We start from the raw sequence: 22,899 nt of genomic DNA on the forward strand, positions 1-22,899 counted from the left end.
CTGGGCAGCCCCGGTGCGACACTGGGTGCCTGTCCCTGTCCGACTCCTGATCGGGGGCCCGCATGCACCGCTCGCGGTCTCTCCTCGCGCTCGGCGCCGCGGCCGTGGCCACCGTCGTCACCCTCGGCGCGGCCGACATCGCCGCCGGCTCGGCGGCCCCTCCCCGGGCCATCACCGTCCAGCCCGTCCCGGCGGAGCAACTGCCCACGGCCGACCAGCTGAAGGCGGCCCTGCTCACCGCCGCCGAACTCGGCCCGGACTTCACCGAAGTCCCCGCCGACGCGAGCCCCTCGCCGAGCGACGGCGCCTCCCCGGTGGCGGGCTGCGACGCGCTGCGCGCCCTGCTGAACCGCCAGAGCACCGCCGCTTCGCAATCCCCGCACCAGGAAGCCGAGTTCGACGGCCCCGGCGGCAACCCGATGGTCACCGAATCGCTCACCGCGGAGGACCCGGCCAAGCTGACCGCGGACTTCGCCACCGTCACCGACGCGTTCACCGACTGCCACAGCCTCACCTTCACCGACGGCACCGGCAGCGCCGTCACCTTCACCGTCACCCCCGTCGCCCTCGGCGACCGCCACGACGCCCCCGCCGTCCGCCTCGACGGCAACCTCGCGGGCGTCCAACTCAACGGCTACCTCGCCGTCGAACGCTTCGGCCCCACCGCGATGGCCTACGGCTTCTTCCAGCGCGACAGTGACTCCTCCCAACTGGCCTCCGTCTACTACCGCGCCGCCGTCGCCAAGGCCGAACACACCCTCGGCGCCCCCGCCGGCAGCACGACCGCCCCCTCGGCATCCGTCTGATCCACAGGCGAACGCGCCGGTGCCCCCGAGCCATTGCTCGGGGGCACCGACGTGTGACGACCTCAGTGGTTCAGGACGTCGTCTGGGCCTGGAGGAACCAGCGCTGGTTGGCACTGTCGGTGCCGTTGCAGTTCCAGATGCCCAGGGTGGATCCGTTGGTCGTGTTCCAGCCGGGGATCTCCAGGCACCCGGCGCTCTCCGGGTTGTAGAGGGTGCCGTCACTGCGGCGCTCCCAGATCTGCCCGAGGTCGCTGCCGCAGGTCTGGATCTGGATCCTGGATCCCGCCCTGCCGGGCTTGTCACTGAGGCCGAGGCAGCGGTCCTCGCTGCCACGGACCTTGATCCGGTTGTCGGAGGTCAGCGTGAGGTGCTGGGAGTCGCCGTTCCAGCAGTCGTAGACGGTGGCGAGGGTCCCGACGGCGCCACCCATGTCGTCCATGCACTTGCCGGTGTTCTGGGCGCTGTGGATCTGTACGCGGGAGCCGCTGGTGGCAATGGCGTTGGCCTGCTGGTCGGTGAACGCGTAGGGATAGATCCGTACGTCGCCGATCGCACCGTTCAGCCGGCTGTCCGGGCCGGGGTAGTTGCTGGTCGTCTCGCCACCGATGACGACGGTGCCGTTGGTGTTCCAGACCTGCGGCACGACGGTGGCGCCGGCGGCGCGGCCGTTGACGTACAGGGTGGCTGTCCGCGTCTCCGCGTTGTACACGCCGACCAGGTGGGTCCAGCCCCCGACCTGTGGTTCGTTGTCGTCGACGGCGGAGTAGTAGGCGCCGGTGTTGTACTGGTCGCTGGCGGCCATGGTGAAGGACCAGCGGCCGGAGGCGCCGAACGCCTTGGAGAACTGAAGGTAGAACGGGCTGCGCTCATTGCCGGCCAGTGAGACGGCGGTCTGGAAGCCGTTGGTGTTGTTGATCTTCACCCAGGCAGCGACGCTGTAGCTCTTGGCGGTGTTGAGAGGTGCCCGGTTGGAGCTCCGGTAGAGAGTCGAACCGGTGAAGACCGTCGCCCGGTCGGCCACACCGTTGTGGTCGGCGGTGCGAGTGAAGGCCGTCGGGTAGAGCGGGTCGGCGGCGCTGCTGTCGAGGGGCTTGCCGTCAGTGGTGGGCTTGCCGTCCAGGCTCCACCAGAGCGGGTTGATCGCGGTGTCGGCGACCCGCTCGGGGCCGACCTGCCAGGTGAAGCCGGGGTTGGCGGTTCCGGGATTGGTGGTCTGGCCCCACCAGAGGTCGATCTGGCCATCGAGGCGCTTGCCCCAGAGGGTTGGGGACCCGTTGCCGGTAAGGTCGCCGTCGGAGCCGAGCACCGGCCAGCCGTCCACGGGAATGTTGTCGATCTTCAGGCCGCCCGACATCTGGGTGAGCGTCGGTACGTAGAGGGCCTTGTTGGAGGGGTCCTTCTCGGGGACGCCCTCGCGTGTGGTGGAAACGACCGTGCCGGTGGTGAAGGTGTAGGCGCGAAGGTCTCCCTGGGCGCCGTCGGGAGCCGGCTGCAGGTTGCGGGCCCACAGGCCGGGGTGGCCCTGCTTGGCCCAGTCACCGGGGCTGAGTAGTTCCTTGTCCTTCCAGCCAGACGCGGACAGCCGGACAGGTTTGCCGAGGAAGTTGCCCGCCGTCGCCGGATAGTACCAGAGCGCCGCGTCCGTACCGTTGTTGGTGCTCTCGATGGTGAGGAGGCCGGTCTTGTTCTTGAACTTCAGCGCGGTGGTGAGATTGGTGTTGACGGGGTCGCCGAGTGCGGCGATCCGCAGAGTCTTCGACCAGTCGGCCGCGTTGTAGTCGGACGCGCCGTACCAGGCACAGTCCTCAGCCGGGATTCCGGTCACCGGGTCCGCGGTGCGTACCGTGCAGCTGGGCTTTGCGAGCTCGACCTTCTTGCCGACATGGCCGTAGTAGCCGTCGTTGCCCGGGTTGCCGTAGACGTACATCTTGGGGGATGCCGGGGCGTGCGCGATGACATCGTCGATGTGGTTGCCGCCGGTCAGGGTGCCGCGGTGGGTGATCTGGGCGTTCGCCCAACTCAGGCCGTCCGGGGCGTCCCTGGAGTCGGAGACGAGCGTGATCGGTGGGCTCTTGGCGAGCGGGTTCCCGGGCACCGTGTAGGTGCGAAGGTTACCTGCCTGGTCGGCAGTGAGGATGTCGGGTGCGGAGTCCCCGGTCATGTCCCCGAATACCGGCGGAGGGCCATCGGGGTTCCACGGTACGTAGAAGGCGTACTGGGCCTTCGGCGAGAAGTTGCGCGCCTGGTCCATGACCTGGAGGTAGACGATATTGGTGCCCCAGCGGTTGGGCAGGACGGGGACTCCGTTGCCGGGCAGCCGGCCACCGCAGATCCAGTCCTGTCCCTGGGCGTCCGCGAAGTTCGGGTCCCAGGACCAGCGGGCGCAGGCGATGCCGGAGGCGGTGCCGTTGTCGGCGGGGGTGTCGACCGCGGTGAACGGGACGATGCCCCATTCGCCTGTGCGCTTCTTGGTGACCTGGCCGTTCCCGGACGGCGGGTACTGGTCGGTGAGCTCGGCGTCGGAGAAGACCCGCGAGACGTTGGGAACGGTCAGGGTCGGCGGTGTCAGGTCGACACCGAACCGGCAGTTCGGCGCCGAGCCGGACATGCCGACGCCTTCCAGCCGATCGGCCGAGTGGGCGCCCCAGCCGTACACGTGACCGTCCTTGATCACGTCGGACCTGACGTTGAACGATGCTGTGGTGTCCCGCGCCACTGCCGTGGAGTAGCCCTCGTCGACGACGGGCCAGTTCGGGAGGCTGTAGTCCCAGATGTGCGTCCACATGTACAGGTCGTTCTGGACCGGGCTGTGGACGGTGGCGTTCAGCGTGACGGCTCCGTTGAAGTTGCTGCCCGCGCTCAGCCAGCCGATCGACGAACCGTCGCAGCCCTGGTTGTCGGCCCACGGGAACGTGGTGCCGGGGCTGGGGGAGACGTACGGGTTGGTCGGCGGTGTCGGCTGCCGGTCGTACTCGACGACGACGACGGGGTTGTAGGTCAGCCGCTTGAAGCCCATCGCGTTGCTCTCGTCGCGCGCGAAGACGCCGAACGTGAGCGCGTCGTGGTCGCCCGAGTAGGTCTGGTAGGCGGCGGTGACGTCGTAGTTGAACTGGACGTTGTCGTGGCAGCCGTTCTGCCCCGAGCCGGCCACTTGGGCCTCGCCGAGTCGGCCGCCCACGATGCCGGGTGGGTTGCTCCAGGTGGTGCTGTTGCTGATGGGCCCGGTGAGGTAAGCGTCCAGCCAGTACTTGGTGGTGCAGGACCAGTCCGAGGACTCGTACTCCCACAGGGACAGGGTCGCCTTGTTGACGTGCGTGCCGGCGAAGCCGCGGGTGTCGAGCTGGAAGTAGGAGCGTTCGACACCCTTGGTGGACAGGTAGCCCTGGTAGCCGACGCCGGGGCGGGCGTACTGCCCGCCGCCGTTGTCGACCGTGGACCCGATGTTGGCCTTGCCCGGGTAACCGGACTGGGTCCAGGTCCAGGCGCTGCCGCTGCGGGTCTCGTAGATCCAGCCGGGGTCGATGAACCAGGGCCCCTGGCCGGTACGGAGGATGTCCTGATCTGTGGTCAGGTCGACGCCCTCGGCCGTGGCAGTGGTCGGCATGACCGCGACCTTGGCTCCCTTGCCGGGGTTGTCGGTGGTGCTGTCCGTGGCGACCGTGCTCTTCGGTGGGGCCGGAGCGCCGGCGTCCGCCTGCGCCGGGGCGGCTTGGGCGGCCGCTCCACCGGCTGCGGGCTTGGTGTCGGCCGCGGCGGGTGAGCCGGTGGCGGAAGGAGCGGTGGCGTCCTTGGAGCTGTCCCACATCTGGGGTGCGGGGGCGTGCCAGCGGACGGTGCCGTCGTCGGCGGTGGCTGTGAGGTTGTGCTCCGCGTCGGCCTTGAGCGTGACACCCTTGGTGGCCGTCCCGAAGTGGACGGTCCTGAGCTTCGGGTTCGACGCGGCCTCGGGAGTCTTGACGATCAGGACGGTGCTGAGACCGCCCTGTTTGGTGACGGTGGACTTGAGGTCGATCCCGGGAGCGACCTCGGGGTAGAGCAGGCCGTTGCCGCCGGCATCCACGGTCGCGACCGTGAGCGGGAACGGTGAGTCGATGGTGAGGGTGCGGCCGTCCTCGCTGGTGAGGGTGGCGAGCGGGCCCGGCCCGCCCGCGGAGAGGTGCACCCCCGCGGCGGAGGCCTTGGGCCGGTACCCACCGGCCGGGTCTGTGACGAGGCTGGCGTCGAGAGCAGTCCAGGCGCCGTTCAGCCTGATGCGTTGCTGCTCGGGGTGCTGGCTGCGGGCGAGGTGGCCCTGTGGAGTGGCGACCGTCTCACTGAACTCGTCGGTCAGTTCCGGTACGGGAACCGGCTTGCCGGTGGCCCTTGCCTGGTCGAGGGCCTTCTCGACGGGTGTGGCGGGCGGTTTGTCGTTGGCGTGCGCGGCGTCGGCCCTGGCCATGGTCTCGGCCAAGCCGGGCGGGACGGCAGGTGCGGTCGGTGCGGTGTCGGCGAACGCGGCCGGTGCCGCGGACGACAGCACGATGGCGAGCGTGGCGGCAGCGGCGAGCGCGGCCCGTCGAGACGGGTGTCGCGGTCGGTGCCGGGTGGTTGTGCGGGCTCCGGGTGGAGCAGCAGGCATGACGAGATCCCCCCACGGGTTCTAATCGGCCGCACGCGGTCAGTCCGGTTCGGAGGCGTGCAGGGCTTGCCAGAAAGCTCGCTCAGGGCCGAGCGGTTCGTCAACTCACTTAATTCGTACGGTTGTCCCGATTTGCAAAGGGCTTGACCGCTTTGCCTTGCGAGTTGCGTGGATCACATTCGCTGTGGGCGCGAAAAACCCCTCCGGTGAGGTGCCATCGGGCCGTAAGGTCCGGCGCAGAGCCGTCCGTCCGCATCCGACCGAGGTGCGGCGACCTGTGGGGGGTAACCGATGTCCGCTCGTCGTTCAAGCATGTCCTGGCTCATCGGACGGGGGGCGGCCCCGCCGGGGTTACGGCGGAGATCACGCGTCGCCCTGGTGAGCTCGTTGGCTCTGCTGGGGGCTCTGGTGGCGCCCGCCGTGCCTGCAATAGCGGCCCCCGCCGGGGGGAAGGGCAAGGACGCCGACAAGATCTGGTCGCCGCCGGGTGCCCCGTTGCAGAGGACGAAGTCGGTGTCCGGTCAGAAGGACGTGCCCAAGGCGGAAGCGCCGAAGACGGGTTCGCCGAACTGGCTGCCGCCGAAGACGCCGGTCAAGGCGGCGACGGGCGCGGCACTGGTGGTACTGGACGCGCCACCGGCACCGGGGGCCAAGTCCTCCCGGGCGGCCGCGCAGGGCGCAGCGGTCCAGGAGCCGGCCGCCGGCGCGTCGAAGCGGGCCGGTGACCTTCCGGCCTGGCTGGCGCCGGTGGCACCGGAGGCCGGGGTGGGGGAGTCCGCGGCCTCGCAGCTGCGGGTGGAGGTCGCCGCGCCGAGCGTGGCGGCCGCTGCCGGTGCGCAGGGCCCGGTGGTCTCGCTGTCGCGCGCCGACCAGGGCGGCCCCGGGAGGGTGCGGGTCGGCCTCGATCTTGAGAGTGCCGGCTTCGGAGGGGACTTCGCGGAGCGGGCGACACTCGTGTCGTTTCCGGCGTGCTCGCTGACCACACCGGACGGGCCCGGCTGCCTCACCCCGACACCGGTGCCCTCGCACTACGACGCCGAGGCCAAGCGGCTGGTCGCCGACGTCGATCTTCCGGTACAGGCGTCCAAGGCCGAGTCGAAGTCGGCCGGCGCGGCGTCGGCGCCCGCGATCGTGCTGGCCGCGCAGGCCGCCAACGGCGGCTCACTCGGGACGTACAGCGCGACCTCTCTGTCGCCGAGTCAGGCTTGGACGGCGGGGAGCTCCTCGGGCTCGTTCACGTACAACTATCCGATCCAGTCGCCCCCCACACTGGGTGGCGCGGCGCCGCAGATTGCACTGGGCTACGACTCCGCGTCGGTGGACGGCAGGACCTCCTCCACCAACGCGCAGGCGTCCTGGGTCGGCGACGGCTGGGATCTGAGTTCCGGCTTCGTGGAGCGCTCGTACAAGCCATGCAGCAAGGCGGGGATCGCGGGCTCCGGCGACCAGTGCTGGGGCGGGGCGAACCTGACGCTCTCCCTCGGCGGACACTCCGGCGAGCTGGTGCCGCACGACGCGTCGTGCGCGAGCGGCAACGCCGCGGACGAACAGTCCAAGTGCACCTGGCGGTTGAAGAACGACGACGGCACGAAGGTCGAGTTCCTGACCGGTGCCACGAACGGGACCAGGAACAACACCTACCTCAAGGTTACCGACACCTCCGGAACCGTCTACTACTTCGGCCTGAACCACCTGCCGGCTGCCGACGGCACCCCGACCACGACCGGGCCGGAGACCAAGTCGGCCTGGACCGTGCCGGTCTACTCACCCAATTCCGGTGACCCCTGCTACGACAGTGCCAAGGGCAAGGGCTCGTGGTGCCAGATGGCGTGGCGGTGGAACCTCGACTACGTCGTCGACCCGCACAAGAACCTCACGACGTACACCTACGCGCCGGAGACCAACTACTACGCGCGCGGCGGTGGCCAGAACCCCGGGGCGGGCGCCAACGAGCTCTACACCCGGAGCGGCTCGATCGCCTCGATCGCCTACGGTCAGACGCTCTCGGACCAGTTGGCTGCCGGAGGGAGCTACCGGTCGGCCTCGTCGATCGAGTTCGAGACCGGTGAGCGGTGCCTGACCAATGACACCCTCTGCGTCGAGTCGCAGCGGACGAGTGCGAACGCGGCCAACTGGCCGGACGTGCCGCTGGACAAGCAGTGCGCGGCGCAGGGGGCCTGCGCCAACACCGCACCGAGTTTCTGGTCGGCCAAGTGGCTGAACAAGATCACCACCAAGGTGCGCTCCGGAGGCTCCTACCGTCCGGTGGACAGCTACGTCCTGACGCACGTGTTCAAGACGCCCGCCAACTCAGGGGTGTCCGAGAACACGAAGATCCCGTGGCTGCAGAGCGTCCAGCGCTTCGGCAAGGACACGTTCAACAACCAGACCGAGACCGAACTCAAGCCCGTGACCTTCGCCGACCAGATGCTGGCGAACCGCGTCGACGGCCTGGTACCGGCGCGGCCCGCCTACACCCGCCCCCGGATCAACCTGATCACCACCGAGACGGGCGGCACGATCACCGTCAAGTACGGCGAGAACTCGTGCCGGCGGACGACCGGCCTGATGCCGGCCTCGGCCGACAACAACGCGCTGAGCTGCTACAACGTGAAGTGGTACGACACCGGCGTGCAGGGCATGGTGGACGACTGGTTCCTCCGCTACCCGGTGGCGTCCGTCTCGGTGGACCCGAACGCGAATCTGATCACGGGCGCGCTGGCGCAGACCACCAACTACACCTACGGCGACGCCGCGTGGCACCGCAACGACGGCGCACTCACCGAGGCCGACTCCCGTACCTGGGACCAGTTCCACGGCTACGCCTCGGTCACCGCTGTCGCAGGCTCGGGCAAGGACGGCGAGCAGATCAAGACGTCCACCAGCTACTACCAGGGCATGGACGGCGACTACAAGGCCAACAACCAGGCCAAGCCGGCCACCGTGGCCGGACCGATGAGCGGCAGCAAGCCTGACTCCGGCTGGCTCTCGGGCCGGGTCCTGGAGACCGACAGCTATCCGAAGGCCGAGGCCGCGGAGCCGGACGCCTACACCGTCAACACCAGCAGCGACCCGTACACCACGGCCACCCACAAGCGGACCGGACTGCCCGACCTGCTGGCGCAGTACCCGGCGACGAAGACCAGCACCGTGGCCAAGGCCCGGACTACCAGCGGCTGGCGGACCACGGCCACCACGACGATCAGCGATCCGGCGTACGCCAACCGCGTGCTCACCTCGCTCAGCACGGCCGACGGCACACCTGACGTGTGTGCGCGCACCAAGTACGCGACCGCCGGTAACCCCCAGCTGACGGGCCTGGTGAGTGAGGTGCTCACCGTCTCCGGCAGCAGCGCCTGCACGGCGACGCCGACGGCGGCGAACACCGTCTCCGGTGTCCGCACCCTCTACGACGGCCAGGCCTTCGGCACCGCCGGGGACAAGGCAGAGCCGACCGGGGCACAATCACTCGACCGCTACGACGCGGCGGGCACGGCCCAGTACACGACCACTGGTACCGCGACCTTCGATTCCTACGGCCGGGCCGTGACCGCCACCGACCCCACGGTCACCGACACCGCCAACCCCAACGGTGCCGTGGTGACCACCACGTACGGTTCTCCCGCCGCTGGTGAGCTGCCCGACCGGACGGTGACAGGAACGGCGGCGCCGGCGGGCGCCCCCGACGCGGGTGCGTGGCGGAACACCACCGTCACCCTGAACCCCGCGCGAGGTCTGCCGATCACCACGACCGACCCCAACGACCGGAAGGCCACGCAGTCCTACGACGCCCTCGGCCGGCTGAAGGCGGTCTGGATCCCCGGCCGCGATACCGGCGCAACCGCGAGCTTCACGTACGACTACGCCGTGAACGGCACCTCATCGCCGTCGACGATCACCAGCAGGACCTTGCGGCCGGACGAAACGTACGCGGTGTCGACGCAGATCATGGACGGCCTCGGCCGCGTGGTGCAGACGCAGAGTATGCCTGCGGTGTCCAGCTACCACGGCCGCATGGTGACCGATACACTCTACGACTCGCTCGGTCGGGCCAACCGGCTCTACAACACCTACTACGAGGACACGACCGGCCCGACCACCGCGCGGTGGCGGCCGGACGCCGCGATGGTTCCGAACCAGACGTACACCGTCTTCGACGGCCGTGGCAGGCCGACCAGTACCCAGTTCATCGCGCTGGGCGTGTTCCAGAACGCTACGACCACCGCCTACCCGGGCGCCGACCGGACCGACGTGACCCCGCCGACCGGAGCCACCGCTACCAGCGCCGTCACCGACGCCCGCGGCCGCACCACCCAGCTGTGGCAGTACAGGACGGCCACAGCCACCGGTAGCCCGACCGACGCCGACGTCATCACCTACACGTTCACCCCGGGCGGCCAGACCGCTACCCGGGTGGACGCCGCGGGGAACACCTGGAGTTACGGCTACGACCAGCGTGGCCGCCAGGTGCGGGCGGACGACCCGGACACCGGCGTCTCGACCCGCGGCTACGACAGCGCGGGCCGCCTCGCGTCCACGACCGACGCGCGCAACCAGACGGTCGCGATCACCTACGACCTGCTCGGACGCAAGACCGGTACCTACAGCGGCACGGTGACCCCGGCGAACCAGCTGACCGGTTACACCTACGACACCCTCGCCAAGGGGCAGGCCACCAGCTCGACCCGCTACGTGACCGGTGCGAGCGGCAACGCCTACACCAAGGCGGTCACTGAACTCGACATCGCCTACCGGCCGAAGAGGAGCACCGTTTCGATCCCTGGCAGCGAGATCGGCCGGAGCGGGCAGGCGACCTTCGAGTACTACGCCTACTACAACCCGATCAGCGGCGCGATCGCGACCGAGGGCCGGGCTGCCGCCGGCGACCTGGCGGACGAGTACATCAGCTACAACTACGAGGTCAGCGGCACCCTCAATGACATGTCCGGGGCCGGGGTCACCTACCTCCGGCAGGCCGACTGGGACGCCTACGGGCGCAACATCCGCTCCACGATGAACCCGTGGGGCACCCAGATAGTCGCGACCAACACCTACGACGAGTCGACCTCCCGCCTGTTGACCCAGTACATCGACAAGCAGACCGCCACCACCGGCACCGTCCAGAACACCACCTACGCCTACAACCAGGCGGGGCAGGTCACCGCGATCCGCTCGATCCCGAACAACACCCCGAGCGCGACCGACCTGCAGTGCTTCACCTACGACTACCTCGGCCGGCTCACCACGGCATGGAGCGACACCGGACAGCTGAACCAGCCCACCCCGTCGCTCGCCGGCCAGGGTGCCTGTGCGAACTCGACTCCGACCGGCGGCGCGGTCGCGCCCGCCAAAACGACCGTCGGAGGCAGCGCGGCCTACTGGCAGGAGTACGGCTACGACCTGACCGGCAACCGCACCAAGCTGGTCAACCGTGATCCGGCCGGCGACCCGACCAAGGATCTGAGGACCGACCAGACGTTCCCGGCCGTGGGTGCCCGCAACACGCCGACCACCGCGGCTGGTACGGGTGGTGGTACGGGCGGCCCGCACGCGCTAGCGACCGGCAAGTACACCTACGGCGCCACCGCTGCTTCGCCGGGCACCGACCAGTATGACGCAGCGGGCAACACCACGAAGATCAACAACCCAAGCGGCTTCAAGACCCTGGGTGCCGGCTTCGTCCTCAAGTCCGGTGAGTCGGTGCGCTCCAACAGCGTCCAGTTCGCCATGCAGTCCGACGGCAACCTGGTCCTCAGCTCGCTGCGCACCGGCCAGGCCCTCTGGTCCACCAACACGCAGAACCACCCCGGCGCTTGGGCGACCATGCAGGACGACGGCAACTTCGTCGTCTACGACCCGCAGCGGGTGCCGCTCTGGTCCTCCAAGACCTGGGTCGGCAACAACAGCGGCTACTTCGCGGTGATCCAGGACGACGGCAAGTTCATCGTCTACACGCCGGGCTGGGTGGCGAAGTTCGGCACCCCCACCTGGAACGCCACTGACGCCGCCAACAGCACCACGCTCGCCTGGGACGTCGAGGGCAAGCTCGCCTCGCTCACCCAGGGCACCGCCACCACGACGTACGTGTACGACGCCGAGGGTAACCAACTGGTGCGCCGGAACCCCGGCAAGGTGACGGTCAACCTCGGTGGTGGTGACGAACTCACCTACGACACAAGCACCGGGGCCAGCACCGGCGCCCGCTACTACAGCATCCCCGGCGGCATTACCCTGGTCCGCCAGGGCCCGACCAAGCTCAGCTACCAGTTCTCCGACCACCACGGCACCAACAGTCTGTCCATCGATTCCGACACCTTGGACGAGTCCCGCCGCGCATCCGACCCCTTCGGAGCCACCCGCGGCCCCGGCTCCCTCGCCACCACCTGGGCCGGCGACAAGGGCTACGTCGGCGGCCTCAAGGACGACGCCACCGGATTCACCAACCTCGGCGCCCGCCAGTACCAACCCACCACCGGCCGCTTCCTCAGCCCGGATCCACTGATCCTTCCCAAGGACCCGCAGCAGTGGAACGCATACGTGTACAGCAACAACAACCCAGTCAACAAGACCGACCCCACAGGTATGGCGCTTGAGGAGTGCGCGAGCGGGATGGCCAAGTGCTCACACATGGGAACCAAGATCGAGGGGGACGGCCGGAACTACGACAGGATCGTTGCGGAGACCAACGCCGCGGAACCGATTCGGCAGGCCGGTTACCAGAAGTTCGAGCAACACGAGCGAATCATGAGGACCTGGGCGACCGGCGGCCCGATGAGGACGGAGGACATGGAGAAGGCGATGAAGCAGGTACGTCGTGCCCGGGGCCTGGAACTTGAGAAGGAGTACCTCGCGGAATCGCCCTACCCGACCTCATTGAGCGGGGGCCAGACGACGTACAAGTACAACAAGGCGAACTCGGCGGAGTTCGACGTCTGCATCGGTATCGGGTACGAAGGGTGCATGCAGGCGAAGGGCATTGAGGAGTGGGCCGGTAGGATGCAGAACCAGGAGTACCCCGACGTGCCAGACGAGGACGACAGGGTCAACTCTTTCCGGCACCTTATGTGGCAGGCGCGGCTTGCCTACGAGCAGGGCGCGAGGCAGGCCAAGGCCTGGGCGACCGCGCATGAGGCCTTCGGATCTCCACCCGACCTGACCGACGCCAACTATCGTGACCACCTGACCGACCTGCTGAACAACGCCCGAGGTCGCAACATTGGTGTTGAGGCCGTCAAGTACCGGGACAGTCACAGCGAGGAGGCGACCTTGCAGTTCATCCTGGAAACCGTCCGGTCGGACATCAGGAATGGCGACTACGGCCGCAGGGACGACTTCAAGCCGGAGTGATGAACGCCGGTACACAGCTGTGCGGGACCGGACCGGTCGAAGCGTCGGTCCGGTCTCCGCCGTTTCGAGGAATCAGGAGCCATGGCGGTGAAGGACTTTCTGAAGTCGCGTGAGGGGGTGGTCCTGGTGGTGGGCCTCCTACTGATTGTCGGGGTGACCACGTACGTCAAGCTCAGGCCGGGAGGGCCGGAAGCGAAGGACTACGTGGGCCGCTGGGCCGCGCGGGACGAGGTGATCGAGTTGCGGGAGGACGGGAGGCTCGGGGAGGTGCGGCTCGACGGTTACTTCTGCTCGAAGGTTCCGGTGGCGGCCGCCGATCCGCTCGGTGAGTACCAGGGGACCTGGAAGGTCGGGAGCGTGGACGACGCCGGGCCGGGGGTCTTCGTCACCCTTCGGGGCTACGACGAAGGTCGGGACTGCCAGATCTTCCTTGAGGAGCAACGTAAGGGGCAAGTGGCCCGTCTGGGCGCCCAGCCGCGGGGGAGCGAGCAGCGGTGGTTCTCGAAGGCGTAGTTGGTCGGGACGGGCGCGGCTTGGCATCGGCCTTGCGCCCGTGCTGTCGTTGGCAGTCATGGGTTCGGCCGAGGGTGGAGGAATGCGACGGATGGGAGGAGCCTGCGGCCGGGGGGCGAGACCTAATTCCTGAGGGCGGACGCCCGGGCAGGCGAGGTGTGCCAGGCACGAACTGTCACAGCCTCACCTTCACCGACTGCACCGGCAGCGCGGCCACCTTCACCGTCACCCCCGTCACCCCCGTCGCCTTCGGCGACCGCCACGACGCTCCCGCTGGCAGCACGACCGCCCCCTCGGTATCCGTCTGATCCACGGGCGAACCCGCCGGTGCACAGTTGCGCGGGGCCGGACCGGTCGAGTTGTCGGTCCGGTCCCGGCTGTTTCGAGGAGTCAGGAGTCATGCGGGTGAAGGACTTTTTGAGGTCGCGCGAGGGGGTGGTCCTGGTGGTGGGCCTCCTGCTGATTGTCGGGGTGACCACGTACGTCAAGCTCAGGCCGGGGCCGGCGGCGAAGGACTACGTGGGCCGCTGGGCTGCGCGGGACGAGGTGATCGAGTTGCGGGAGGGCGGGAGCCTCGGGGAGGTGCGGCTCGACGGCTACTTCTGCTCGAAGGTTCCGGTGGTGGCCGCCGATCCGCTCGGTGAGTACCAGGGGACTTGGAAGGCCGGGAGTGTGGATGACGCCGGGCCGGGGGTCTTCGTCACCCTTCGGGGCTACAACGTAGGTCGGGACTGTCAGATCTTCTTGCAGGAGCAACGCAAGGGGCAGGTGGCCGGTTTGGGCGCCCAGCCACGGGGGAGCGAGGATCGGTGGTTCTCGAAGGCGTAGTTCGTCGGGGCGGGCGCGGCCTGGAGCGGCCCCTGCGCTGTGCTGTGGTCGGCGGTCTTCTCCCGTCACGGGAGCGAAAGTGCGGCGGGGGATGGAGAGTTGGTGGCTTCCAGGTGGAAGACGGTGTTGTCGGCGGTTTCGGCGCTGATCGTGGTCGGTGTGGCCGGGGTCGCATGGTGGGTCGTGGGGCATGCCGGTACGCCCGATCCGGAGGGGACATGGCGGAACGGATCATTTTTTCTGGAATTGAAGCCCGACGGGACGGTCGGCGGCTCGCAGCTCCCGGTGAGTGTCTGCGGTGGTACTTCAGGGGCCGTGGCTGACCCGGTGGTCCTGGTCGGGGGGAGTTGGGCGAAGGAATACGTCACGGATGCGGGCGATGGTGTTCGGATCGATGCGGCAAGGAACGACGGGCGTGGGCGGTGCAGTTTTTGGGTGGCCTACTTGTCGCACGACGGTGAGGCTGAGCTCTGGTTCAGCTATGTTCCTTCTCCCGTGAAGTCCCTCGTCAAGGCGCTCTGATCGGTTCGCCGCGGGTGGCCCCGCTCCCGGTGGGCGGGTGTTTGTGCAGGCCGCCCCGGGTGTGGGGGTGGCCTGTGTGGTCGCTAGGGTCTCCTGCGATGCCCACGGGGACACGGGGGCACAGGTGCCGAAGGGGCAGGAAAAGCTATGTCGGAGAAGAAGCTCAACCTCCAGTCGCAGGCCCGGCGGGCGGTGCTGAAGATCGACCCGACCGAGCGGCCGCGGCTGGTACTGCTGGCGATCGACGGGCCCAGTCAGTACCTGATGGGGGCGATCGGGTTGCTCGGGATGCTGGTGCAGCACGCGTACTTCGTCACGGTCACGGACCGCGCGGTGTACGTGCACCGTGGGCCGCGGACGAAGAGTGCGCCGTCCGAGCTGGTCGCCGTCGTCCCGCTGGGGGAGGCGGGTGGCCTGGTGCACGAGGTGAAGCGGGGGAAGGTCTGGAACGCGCTGTTCCTGAAGCTCCCCGGCCGGGCCCGGCCGCTGCGGCTGAACGTCTCGTCGCACTCCCGTCCCGAGCTGGAGAGCTTCCTGAAGAAGCTCCCGGGGGCCGCGGCCACCACCGAGGCTGGAGTCAGGACGGCGTGACGTCCGGGCGCAGGGCCGCGAGCCGCGCGGCGGCGGCCTCCAGGAGGAGGTCGAGGGCGAAGGGGTAGCCGCTGCGGTCCATGTCGGCGATCAGCAGCTCGGCGGTGGCGGCGATGTGGGGGTGGGTGTCGGCGCCGAGGCGGGCGTAGCGCATGCGCCAGACGGCGAGGTCGGCGGCGCGGGCGGGGGCGGGCAGGGCGAGGGCGGCGGCGTCCTGGCCGGCGAAGGCGAGGGCCTGGTCGACGAAGGCGTGGTAGACGCGGACGGCGTCGGGGTCGGGGAAGCCGGCGGTGCGCAGGACGCCGACGATGGTCTCGACGGCGCGCGTCTCGTGGTCCCGTCCGGTGGTGCGGTGGGCGGCGAGTTGGGCGGCCTGCGGGTGCGCCAGGTAGGCGGTGTGGATGCGGGTGCCGATCTCACGGAGGTCGGCCTGCCAGTCGCCGGTGAGCCGCAGGCCCTGCTGGGCGCGACCGATGAGTTCGTCGGCGACGGCCAGCATGAGGTCGTCGGTGTTGTGGAAGTAGCGGTACACGGCGCTCGGGTCGGCGCCGAGGGCGGCTCCGAGGCGGCGGACGGTGAGCGCGGCGGCGCCGTGCTGGCCGATCAGCCGCAGGGCGGTATCCACGATGACCTGCTCGGACAGGACGGTGCCCTGCTTGGTCGGCCGCCGGCGTCGCCGGTCGGGTTCGGGGACCACGCGCTCCGTCATGCCGGGCAGCCTAGGGCATCGGAGACTACGACAACAGGGTTGACGTTCGGTGCGCGGTCGGCGGGGATGCCGCCGCCGCCCCGATCGGGTGGCGGCGGGCGAGAAGGCTCCGGTGTCGGCGCCGGTCAGGAGTCGGACTCTCCCCGGCGGGCCCGGTCCGCGGCGTCGGCAGCGCCGGCAGGGCGGCTGCGCGAGAACGCCAGCCACAGGAAGCACGACACCCCGACGAGGAACGTGAGGGAGGTCAGCCCGGTGAACCCCTCGTACCACAGGAGAGCGAAGCCGACGATGCACACCGTACCGAGGGCGGCAGCGAGGCGGCGGCCGGAGCCGCCGTCGGCGAAGGCGGCGGCGGACAGGCCGCCGGGGCGCCAGAACCGGATCAACCAGAGCACGGCGAACGCGGGGTAGATGAACGCGGTGACGCCCTCGGGCTGCCGGCCGCGCGTGAACAGCGAACCCGCGTCGCCATGGGCGAGGAGGGAGATGCCGACCACCGTGATGACGGCGCCGGCGACGGCGAAGAATCCTCCGAGTACGCGGAGCAGTACCGGCACGGCGGCCTCGCCCCGGGGCCCGGGCGCCCGGCGCCACGGTGGGATCTGCCGCTGCCCCGCATCCGGCGTCCTGGCGTCGGGCAGGAACCGCGCGGCGAAGCCATGCCAGTTCGTGGCCAGGAGGCCACCCAGCACCGCCGTGAAGACCCCGAAGCACAAGGCGAGCAGTCCCCCCGCGCCGCCGTTGGATTCCGCGTACGTCATTACCGCCCCCTACTCGGCCACGCCCCCCACGCCGGAAGGTGATCTCTCCGGCCTTGGTCATTGTGCGGGGCCGGCCGAGGCCTGCGCAGCCGGTTCGGCAAGACCGACCGGACGGCCCCCGGCCGCCCGTTCAGCAGTGGCGGCGGGCCTCGGCCAGATGCGTCTGCCCCTCGGACATCTCCTGGGACTGCGTCAGGGCCCGGAACGCACCTTCGAGGGCATCGGCGAGCGGCCGGCGGGCGGCGTCGGTGCCGGCGGCGTCGGCTGCCAGGAGTCTGGCGGCGGCGAGGCGGTGGGCGTTGAGGTCGTACGGGGTGCCGGTCGCGCCGCCCGTCGGCAGGTCGGGGAACGGATCGGGGATCCGCCGCAGCACGGAGCACGCCGTCTCGCCGCTGTCGGCCGAGGCGGGCTGCGGCGCGCCGGAGGACGTACAGGCCGTGGCGGCAGCCAGGCCCGCCAGCACCAGCCAGACCACTCTGCCGCCCAACGATCGTGTCACCGACGCCACCACCCCTGCCTCGGGATCCGACGCCCGGTCCGACGTCGAGTCCGCCCCATCGTAGGGAGCGGGCGGGAGGGGGCCAAGGGGGCGGACCGTCACGAACCAGGCTGCGCCCTGTCCACATCCTGCCGCCGCGCCGCCATGCCGCCGCGCCGCCGCCCGCCTGCTGCGCCGTGCGGCTAGGCCGGGAGGAAGAACCCGGTGATGTCGCTGAGGCGGCCGTCCTGGTGGTGGCGAGCGGTGCTGATGCCGGTCGACGCCGTTCCGCCCTGCGGGTCGAGCTGGGTCCAGCGGGCGAGGGAGCGGTCGTGGTGCTCCAGCACCTCGTCGATGCGGAACCGGTGGCCGGGGAAGGCGCCGGTGAAGCCGGCCATGTAGGCGGCGAGTTCGGTCAGGCTGCCGACCTCGGTGCCGGGGTCGCGGTAGGCCACCTCGTCCACCGCGACGGCGGCGAGGGCGGCGGGCCGGTCGGCGGGGTCGGCCGACCAGCAGGCGGCGTAGTCGTTCCACAGCTGCTGGGTGTCACTCATGGTCGTCCTGCTTTCGTGAGGTTCTCAGGGAGCCGATCGACGCCATCGCGCCGTCGGTGACGCTGTGCAGAGTGGTGCGGGGGAGGCCGGCCCGGACGAGCACCAGCAGGCCCTGGTAGAGCGCGAGCAGGTGGGCCGCGGTGGCCTCGGTGTCGAGGTCCGGCGGGGTGTCGCCGCGCCGCCCGGCGCGGGTCAGCGCGTCCGCGAAGCCGCCTCGGATGGCCGCCAGGCCGTGGTGCACGTCGGCGGCGGTCTGGGGGAGGGCGAAGGACTCGACGGCGGTGTTGGTGAGGAGGCAGCCCGGGTCGGGCTCGGGGCCGGTCTCGATCGCGGTGGTGAAGAACGCGCGGATGCCGGCCAGTGGGTCCGCCGGTTCCAGCAGGTGGGTGCGGACCCGGCCCTGCACGACCTTCTCGTTGTACGCGTCCAGGGCGGCGTGGAAGAGGCCGTCCTTGTTGCGGAACGTCCGGTACAGGCTGCCCGGGTGCACGCCGGTGGCCTCCTCGATGTCCCGCAGGGAGGCGCCGAGGTACCCGCGGTGGCGGAAGAGCCGCATGGCCGAGGCCAGCACCTCGTCCTGGTCCCAGAGCTGTTTGCGCCCCATCCCGGCCTCCGTAGTTGAACGATTGCTCACCAAAAAATAGCACGGTCGGCGAGGGTGGTCGCCACGGTGTCCGGCGCGGTCGCGAAGGTGCGGCAGGGCCCGCCCCCGGAGGTCGTGGCGCCGGCCCGTGGCCACCTCCCGGGACCGGCCGCCCGCCGGTGAGCTGACGTCATGTCAATGACGTTGGTGGGACGCGGCCTTGACTTCGCGCCCCCGGGTGGTCACCCTTGCGCTGTTGTCGCGCGCCTGGCCCTCGGGTCCGATGGTCCGAGGCCTCGGCGGAGGGGACCGGGCCTACTGGGGGGAACCGTGAAGAAGGCTGCTGCTGCCGCCGTACTGGTCGTGCTGCTGGCCTGCTCGGCCTGCTCCTCGGGCGGGTCGGCGAAGGGCTCGGAGGACGCGCGGGCCGCGTGCGCGGTGCTGCAGGGCCTCCCGCGCCCGTTGCCGGAAGTGCCGACCGACTCCGCCGACCGGGCCGGGCAGGCAGCCGCGGACTCGGTGATGAACCGGCTCGGCGCGGCCCGGGAGCTGGCTGACGCGGCAGCCCTCGCCGACAGTGCGCACCAGGCGCTCGCCGACGCGGCGGAGAAGGCCCAGGCCGCGCCCGTGCGGACGTTCTCCTACCGGTCCGCCGACCCGTACATCACCGAGGCGCTGAAGCACTGCTGACGGTGGAGCACCGCTGTCGGCAGCCCGTTCGGGCCCGCCGCCCTCAGTCCGGCAGCACCCAGCCCGGCACCCACGCCCCGGCCGCACCGTGGCCCGGTGCCGACGTCGCCAGGTGGGTGCGGAGGGTGGCCAGGGCGGGGTGCGGGTTGTCGCGCTGCCAGAGCAGCGAGTGCGGGTAGACCGGCGTGGGGTCGGTCACCGGGATGCGGCGCAGGCCGTGGCCGGCGGGCCAGATGAGGCGGGTATGCGCGCCCATGAAGGTGGCGAGGGCCGGGGTGTCGGCGATGGTGTCGAGCAGGGCGTCGGAGCCGAAGTTGGGGCCGGTCGCCTCGATGGTCAGACCGTACGCGGCGACGAGGTCGTCGTAGTAGGCCGTCCACTCGGTGCCGGGGGTGAGGCCGGGCATCCAGATGCGGTGGCTCGCGAGTTCGGCGAGGGAGACCGACCGTGCGGCCGCGAGGGCATGGGCGGGGCCGGTGAGGAGCTGGAGCGGCTCGTCGAGCACCCGGGCGGACGCGACGTCCTCGGGGAGGGGTCGGCCGGGCGCGGCGACGGCCCGGAACGACGCGTCGATCGCACCGGAGCGGATGGCCTCGACGGCCGCTTCGATGTCGAAGAGCATCACCACGTCGAGCTCGACGTCGGGGTGCGCGCGGTGGAAGTCGCGCATCAGGCCGGACTGCGCGCTGCGCGAGGTGAGGACGTCGACGCGCAGCGGGCGCCGGCCGGGGCGCACGGAGGTTGCCGCCCGCTCGGCGACGCGCAGCAGCTCGCGCGCGTGGGGCAGGAACGCCTGACCGTCGATGGTGAGCGCGGCGCCGCGCGGGGTGCGGGTGAACAGGCGGACGCCGAGGTGGCGCTCCAGGGCGGCGATGCGCTTGGAGACGGCCTGCTGGGTAACGGCCAGCTCGGCGGCGGCCTCCTGGAACTGCCCCGCGTCGGCGGCGGCCACGAAGGTCCGGACGGTGTCGAGATCCATGCGGACAGCGTAGGGGTACAACCCGTGGTTGTGTCGTACGGCCTCCTCGGTTGTTTGCTGCCGGGCTGGTGCGCCCGCTTTGATGCTCCGAGTTGCTCATTGGTTGTACGGGTGGGAGGTGGCCTGGTGGCCGGCAGCAGGAGCAGGCACCGGCTGGGGCGGCCGTTCGGGTGGCTCTGGGCGGCGTACGGGACGAGCGAGCTCGGCAGCTGGCTCGCCTTCGGCGCGTTCCCGCTGATCGCCGTCCGGGTGCTGCACGCCGGGCCGGCTGCGGTCGCCGCGCTCGCCTCCGTCGGGGCCGCGGTGGGCGCGGTGGTGGCGGTGCCGCTCGGCCCGTGGGTGGAGTTCCGCCGCAAGCGGCCGGTGCTGATCGCGATGGACGCGGTGAGGTGCGCGGCGCTGCTGACCGTCCCCGTCGCGTACGCGCTCGGCGGGCTCACCCTCCTCCAGCTCCTGCTGGTCTCGGTCGTCGTCGCGGCGGCCGACATCACCTTCCGCGCCGCGTCCGGCGCCTACCTGAAGTCACTGCTGCCGGCCGATGGCCTGCTCGTCGCCAGTGCCCGGTACGAAGCCACGGCCTGGACGACGACGATCGTCGGCCCGCCGCTGGGCGGCGCGGCGATCGGGCTCCTCGGGCCGGTGGTGACGGTCGCGGCCGACGCGGTCAGCTACCTGCTGTCGGCCCTGGGCATCCGCGCGACCGGCCGGAGCGAGCCGCCGCCCGCGCCCCGGGAGGCCCCGAGGATGCGGGCCGGGGACGTCCTCGACGGCTGGCGGTTCATCCTCGCCGACGCGACGCTTCGCCCGCTGTTCGTCAACACCGCCCTGTTCAACGGTCTGCTCATGGCGACCCAGCCGCTGCTGACCGTCCTGCTGCTCGGCCGGCTCGGCTTCGCGCCCTGGCAGTACGGCCTCGCCTTCGCCGCGCCCGCGATCGGCGGGCTGCTCGGCGCCCGGCTGGCCCGACCGCTCGTCACCCGGTTCGGACAGCACCCCGTCCTCCTCCGGTCCGGCGCGCTGCGCGCCCTCTGGCCGGTCGGACTGGCCTTCGTGGGGGCGGGCACCGCAGGGCTGGTCCAGGTGATCGGCATCGAGCTGGGGCTGATCTTCTGCTGCGCCGTCTTCAACCCCGTCTGCACCACCTACCGCCTCGAACGCACCCCGGCCGACCGGGTCGCCCGCACGCTCTCCGCCTGGGCGGTGACGACCAGGGCCACGACCGCGCTGCTGACCGCCGCGTGGGGGGTGCTGGGCGGTCTGCTCGGCCTGCGGACGGCCATCGGCCTGGCGGGCGTGCTCCTGCTGGCGACCCCGCTGCTGCTCCTGCCCCGCCACGGACGACGCCTGCCCCAGCCGAAGCCGAAGCCGAAGCCCGAGGCCGAACCGGAACCCGAACCCGCCCCCAGCCACCCGTGACGCACCACACCTCACCCCGCCCGTGCTGCCCCGAGCCCCCACCCGGTCCGCCGGCCGCGTCCACGCCGACCGGCCACCACCGAGCAAGGAGAACCCCCGAGTGACCACCACCCCCGCACTCGACCCCGCGCGCACCGCCCTTCTCGTCCTGGACTTCCAGCCCGCGATCCTGGCGCTGCTGCCCGCGGAGCCGGACGGCGAAGCCCTGCTCGGCCGGGTGGCCGGGGCCGTCGCCGACGTACGCGCCCACGGTGGCACCGTCGCCCACGTCCGCGTCGGCTTCACCGAGGCCGACTGGGACGCGATCCCGCCGGCCAACAAGGCCTTCGCCCCGGTGGCCCACTACCGGGCCATGCACCACGAGGACGCGGCTACCGCGGTGCACGAGCGCCTGGTGCCCCGGGACGGCGACATCGTGGTGCGCAAGACCCGCTTCGGAGCCCTGTCCACCACCGACCTCGACCGGCAGCTGCGCGAGCGCGGCATCACCACGCTGGTCGTCGCCGGCATCAGTACCGGCGGCGTCGTCCTGTCCACCGTCCTCGACGCGGCCGACCGCGACTACCGGATCCACGTCCTGTCCGACGGCATCGCCGACCCGGACGCCGAAGTCCACGACGTCCTGCTCCGCCGCGTCCTCCCGACCCGGGCCCACGTCATCGACACTGCCGGGCTGCGCGTCCTGCTCGGTGCGGCTTCCTAGCCGCCCCCGGTGGGGAGTTGACGGTGGCGGTAGCGGCCGGGGGTCTCGCCGACGAGAGCGGCGAAGGCCTCGATGAACGTCGTCGGATTGGCCCAGCCGCAGGCGAGAGCGGTGTCGGTGACGGACTTCCCCGCGGCGAGCCGGGTGAGCGCGTGGTGGATGCGGAGCTGGGTGCGCCACTGGTGGAAGCTCATCCGGAGTTCCTGCCCGAAGAGCCGGCTGAGCGTGCGCTCGCTCGCCCCGACGCGCGCGCCGAGCTCGGCGAGGGTCTGCTGATTGGCGGGGTCGGCGCAGAGGATGCCGGTCAGCGCCCGGAGCCGGTCGTCGGCCGGCTCGGGCAGGTGCAGCGGCTGCTCGGGCGCCGCGGTGAGCTCGTCGACGACGACCGCGTGCAGCCGGTCGACCGCCTCCGGTGCCCGGCCGACGCCGGTGGCCGCCTCCTCGGCCGTGAGGGCGAGCAGGGCCTCGCGGGCGAGCCCGGAGACGGTGAGCACGGCGGGGTGCGCGGGCAGCCGGGCGGCGAGTGCGTCGGACAGGAACAGAATCCGCATGTCCGCGTTGCCGTGCGCGGTGTGGTGGTGCTCGAAGGCCGCGGGAGTCCATGCCACCCGGGTCGGCGGGGCGATCCACGTGCCCCCGGCGGTGGTCACGGACAGCACGCCGGTGGCCGGATGGACCAGGTGGCCGCGGTCGTGGGCGTGGGTGGGCAGCCGCTGCCCGTGCGCCAGGACGATGCGACCGCGTTCCGCGGGATCAAGATGGCGGGTTTCCCTCATGGATTGGCATCCTATCGGTAGCCCG

General features: G+C 70.8%; 18 protein-coding genes. 10 read left to right on the forward strand and 8 right to left on the reverse strand.

The window, feature by feature from the left end; genetic code table 11:
* The first annotated feature begins 62 nt into the window (after positions 1 to 62).
* Positions 63 to 806, forward strand: a complete 744-nt coding sequence (locus tag OH807_RS32145; protein ID WP_406206065.1) for a hypothetical protein — start codon at positions 63 to 65, stop codon at positions 804 to 806.
* Positions 807 to 876: 70 nt separating this feature from the next.
* Here the strand turns inward: OH807_RS32145 and OH807_RS32150 are convergent, their stop codons facing one another.
* Positions 877 to 5,325: a LamG-like jellyroll fold domain-containing protein gene (locus OH807_RS32150; RefSeq protein WP_406206067.1), complete on the reverse strand. Its 4,449-nt coding sequence runs from the start codon at positions 5,323 to 5,325 to the stop codon at positions 877 to 879.
* Between the two features lie 612 nt (positions 5,326 to 5,937).
* Between OH807_RS32150 and OH807_RS32155 the strand changes: the two genes are divergently transcribed.
* The 6 genes from OH807_RS32155 to OH807_RS32180 all read left to right on the forward strand — a co-directional run bounded on the left by OH807_RS32155 (position 5,938) and on the right by OH807_RS32180 (position 15,225).
* On the forward strand, positions 5,938 to 12,771 hold the full coding sequence (locus OH807_RS32155) for an RHS repeat-associated core domain-containing protein (protein ID WP_406206070.1): 6,834 nt from the start codon (positions 5,938 to 5,940) through the stop codon (positions 12,769 to 12,771).
* Between the two features lie 81 nt (positions 12,772 to 12,852).
* Positions 12,853 to 13,284: a hypothetical protein gene (locus tag OH807_RS32160; RefSeq protein WP_406206073.1), complete on the forward strand. Its 432-nt coding sequence runs from the start codon at positions 12,853 to 12,855 to the stop codon at positions 13,282 to 13,284.
* Between the two features lie 158 nt (positions 13,285 to 13,442).
* Positions 13,443 to 13,592, forward strand: coding sequence for a hypothetical protein (locus OH807_RS32165; protein ID WP_406206076.1), 150 nt, complete (start codon positions 13,443 to 13,445; stop codon positions 13,590 to 13,592).
* Positions 13,593 to 13,683: 91 nt separating this feature from the next.
* Entirely contained in the window at positions 13,684 to 14,112 is a 429-nt protein-coding gene (locus OH807_RS32170) for a hypothetical protein (protein WP_406206078.1), read from the forward strand.
* Between the two features lie 102 nt (positions 14,113 to 14,214).
* Positions 14,215 to 14,634, forward strand: coding sequence for a hypothetical protein (locus OH807_RS32175; RefSeq protein ID WP_406206081.1), 420 nt, complete (start codon positions 14,215 to 14,217; stop codon positions 14,632 to 14,634).
* 147 nt (positions 14,635 to 14,781) lie between these two features.
* Positions 14,782 to 15,225: a hypothetical protein gene (locus OH807_RS32180; protein WP_406206083.1), complete on the forward strand. Its 444-nt coding sequence runs from the start codon at positions 14,782 to 14,784 to the stop codon at positions 15,223 to 15,225.
* Here the strand turns inward: OH807_RS32180 and OH807_RS32185 are convergent.
* From OH807_RS32185 to OH807_RS32205, 5 genes are all read right to left on the reverse strand, one after another.
* Positions 15,212 to 15,934 (reverse strand): TetR/AcrR family transcriptional regulator, encoded by a 723-nt coding sequence (locus tag OH807_RS32185; RefSeq protein ID WP_406206086.1) that lies wholly within the window; start codon positions 15,932 to 15,934, stop codon positions 15,212 to 15,214. The genes OH807_RS32180 and OH807_RS32185 overlap by 14 nt on opposite strands.
* A 125-nt stretch (positions 15,935 to 16,059) precedes the next feature.
* Positions 16,060 to 16,695 carry a hypothetical protein gene (locus tag OH807_RS32190; protein ID WP_406206089.1) on the reverse strand — a complete coding sequence of 212 codons (636 nt, stop codon included), beginning with the start codon at positions 16,693 to 16,695 and terminating at the stop codon, positions 16,060 to 16,062.
* A 130-nt stretch (positions 16,696 to 16,825) separates the two neighbouring features.
* Positions 16,826 to 17,194 (reverse strand): hypothetical protein, encoded by a 369-nt coding sequence (locus OH807_RS32195; RefSeq protein WP_406206091.1) that lies wholly within the window; start codon positions 17,192 to 17,194, stop codon positions 16,826 to 16,828.
* A 182-nt stretch (positions 17,195 to 17,376) separates the two neighbouring features.
* Entirely contained in the window at positions 17,377 to 17,727 is a 351-nt protein-coding gene (locus tag OH807_RS32200; RefSeq protein WP_406206094.1) for a nuclear transport factor 2 family protein, read from the reverse strand.
* Positions 17,720 to 18,331 (reverse strand): TetR/AcrR family transcriptional regulator, encoded by a 612-nt coding sequence (locus OH807_RS32205; RefSeq protein WP_406206097.1) that lies wholly within the window; start codon positions 18,329 to 18,331, stop codon positions 17,720 to 17,722. Before OH807_RS32205 ends, OH807_RS32200 begins: the two co-directional genes overlap by 8 nt.
* A gap of 309 nt (positions 18,332 to 18,640) precedes the next feature.
* Here OH807_RS32205 and OH807_RS32210 point away from each other — a divergent pair, with 309 nt between their 5' ends.
* Complete coding sequence (locus OH807_RS32210) at positions 18,641 to 19,000, forward strand: hypothetical protein (RefSeq protein ID WP_406206100.1); 360 nt, start codon at positions 18,641 to 18,643, stop codon at positions 18,998 to 19,000.
* 43 nt (positions 19,001 to 19,043) lie between these two features.
* Here the strand turns inward: OH807_RS32210 and OH807_RS32215 are convergent, their stop codons facing one another.
* A complete protein-coding gene (locus OH807_RS32215; RefSeq protein ID WP_406206102.1) occupies positions 19,044 to 19,979 on the reverse strand; it encodes a LysR family transcriptional regulator in 936 nt (311 codons plus the stop codon).
* 126 nt (positions 19,980 to 20,105) lie between these two features.
* On the opposite strand from OH807_RS32215, the gene OH807_RS32220 reads away from it, so the two are divergent.
* Entirely contained in the window at positions 20,106 to 21,395 is a 1,290-nt protein-coding gene (locus tag OH807_RS32220; RefSeq protein WP_406206104.1) for an MFS transporter, read from the forward strand.
* 100 nt (positions 21,396 to 21,495) lie between these two features.
* A complete protein-coding gene (locus tag OH807_RS32225; protein WP_406206107.1) occupies positions 21,496 to 22,098 on the forward strand; it encodes a cysteine hydrolase family protein in 603 nt (200 codons plus the stop codon).
* Here the strand turns inward: OH807_RS32225 and OH807_RS32230 are convergent.
* Positions 22,095 to 22,874: an AraC family transcriptional regulator gene (locus tag OH807_RS32230; protein WP_406206110.1), complete on the reverse strand. Its 780-nt coding sequence runs from the start codon at positions 22,872 to 22,874 to the stop codon at positions 22,095 to 22,097. The genes OH807_RS32225 and OH807_RS32230 overlap by 4 nt on opposite strands.
* Positions 22,875 to 22,899: the final 25 nt, after the last annotated feature.

Origin of the sequence: Kitasatospora sp. NBC_01560, assembly GCF_045208415.1 — a bacterium.
Taxonomy (GTDB): Bacteria; Actinomycetota; Actinomycetes; order Streptomycetales; family Streptomycetaceae; genus Kitasatospora.